The organism is Vibrio sp. ZF 223, assembly GCF_003050585.1.
Taxonomy (GTDB): domain Bacteria; phylum Pseudomonadota; class Gammaproteobacteria; order Enterobacterales; family Vibrionaceae; genus Vibrio; species Vibrio crassostreae.
Genome location: NZ_PIGB01000027.1, coordinates 1 through 2,061, shown reverse-complemented (window position 1 = coordinate 2,061; position 2,061 = coordinate 1). Strand labels below are relative to the sequence as shown.

The window sequence follows — 2,061 nt, the reverse complement described above, 5'->3', positions numbered from 1 at the left end:
CATAGTTTCTTGGCGAGTAGGCCAAACAACTTTACGAATCTCCATACGAGATTCTTTTGCAAAATCGATCGCAGCTTTACCTTTAGTTGTTGTTGCTGCAACGCCTAGTGCGGCAGCAATCAGCACAACTACACCTGCAGCGCGAATTACAACAGACAATTCACCATACAGGTAATTACCCACAACAGCAGCAGCCAACAGAACAAAAGCGACAATCCACTTCATTGTATCTGCTGCACCTGAGCTATCAGGAGTTTCAGCGTTTGCTTTCATAAAACCAACCTGTGATAAGTCTTAAATATAGACGACAATAACCCCGCTGTTGCAGGGCACATTCCTTTGCGTTGCAAAACAACACATCTAACAGTCATTTTAGTCAAAAAGACCGTTTAATTCTTTGCTAAGAGCAAAAATCGATGTCAAAACATCCAACTCTTTTTTTAGCGCAGAAAAAGGGCATCAAATGATGCCCTTTTTACTAGTGGTTCGTCAAATCTTATGCAAAGATTTTAGCTACAACACCAGCACCAACTGTACGGCCACCTTCGCGGATTGCGAAACGTAGACCTTCGTCCATTGCGATTGGAGCGATTAGCTCAACAGTCATTTGAACGTTGTCACCTGGCATTACCATTTCTACGCCTTCTGGTAGAGTGATGTCGCCTGTTACGTCAGTTGTACGGAAGTAGAACTGTGGACGGTAACCTTTGAAGAAAGGAGTGTGACGGCCGCCTTCGTCTTTAGAAAGTACGTATACTTCAGACTCAAACTTAGTGTGTGGGTTGATAGAACCTTTCGCAGAAAGTACTTGACCACGTTCAACGTCATCACGCTTAGTACCACGTAGAAGTGCACCAACGTTCTCACCTGCACGACCTTCGTCAAGCAGTTTACGGAACATTTCAACACCAGTACAAGTAGTAAGAGTAGTCTCTTTGATACCAACGATTTCTACTTCGTCACCTACACGTAGGATACCGCGCTCGATACGACCAGTTACAACAGTACCACGACCTTGGATTGAGAATACATCTTCAATTGGTAGTAGGAACGGTTGGTCAACTGCACGCTCTGGCTCAGGAATGTAAGAATCTAGTGCTTCTGCAAGCTCAACGATCTTGTCTTCCCACTGCTTCTCGCCGTTTAGTGCGCCAAGTGCAGAACCTTGGATAACTGGTAGGTCATCACCTGGGAAGTCGTATTCAGAAAGAAGTTCACGAACTTCCATCTCAACTAGCTCAAGTAGCTCTTCGTCATCAACCATGTCACATTTGTTCATGAATACGATGATGTAAGGGATACCAACTTGACGACCAAGTAGGATGTGCTCACGAGTTTGAGGCATAGGGCCGTCAGTCGCAGCAACAACTAGGATACCGCCGTCCATTTGTGCAGCACCAGTGATCATGTTTTTAACATAATCCGCGTGTCCTGGACAGTCTACGTGTGCGTAGTGACGTGCTGGAGTGTCGTACTCAACGTGAGAAGTTGCGATTGTGATACCGCGCTCACGCTCTTCTGGAGCGTTATCGATAGATGCGAAATCTTTAGCAACACCGCCGTATACTTTTGCAAGAGTAGTACAGATAGCAGCAGTTAGAGTTGTTTTACCGTGGTCAACGTGGCCGATAGTACCAACGTTTACGTGCGGTTTCGTACGTTCAAATTTTTCTTTAGACACAATCGTGTTCCTTCCTAGTTATGATTCGCCACGTTCATTATTGAGCGAGACGCGCCAGAAATTGCTATTTTATGCGCCAACTCTCGTTAGCGCAATATTTGGACGCATTGTTCTTTCAAAAAATGAAAAAAAATGCCTTCCTTTTGTTTAACCACGCTCTGCAATGATTGCTTTTGCAACATTGTTAGGCACTTCAGCGTACTCACTAAACTCCATAGAGTAAGAAGCACGACCTTGTGTCGCAGAACGTAAATCAGTTGCGTAACCGAACATGACAGACAACGGAACTTGTGCACGAATTATCTTCAGGCCAGCTGTCCCCTCGTCCATACCTTCGATGATGCCGCGACGACGGTTAATATCGCCAACAACGTCACCCA

2 protein-coding genes and 1 pseudogene are annotated in these 2,061 nt (G+C 45.2%); all 3 read right to left on the bottom strand.

All coding sequences use genetic code 11. The features are described 5' to 3' along the window. On the bottom strand, positions 1–273 hold a 273-nt coding region (secE, locus tag CWO13_RS23250), incomplete at its 3' end, for a preprotein translocase subunit SecE (protein ID WP_108083521.1). 223 nt (positions 274–496) lie between these two features. Next, positions 497–1,681, bottom strand: coding sequence for an elongation factor Tu (gene tuf / locus CWO13_RS23245; RefSeq protein WP_010435158.1), 1,185 nt, complete (start codon positions 1,679–1,681; stop codon positions 497–499). 147 nt (positions 1,682–1,828) lie between these two features. Continuing rightward, a pseudogene (gene fusA / locus CWO13_RS23240) lies at positions 1,829–2,061 on the bottom strand (elongation factor G); the annotation flags it as partial.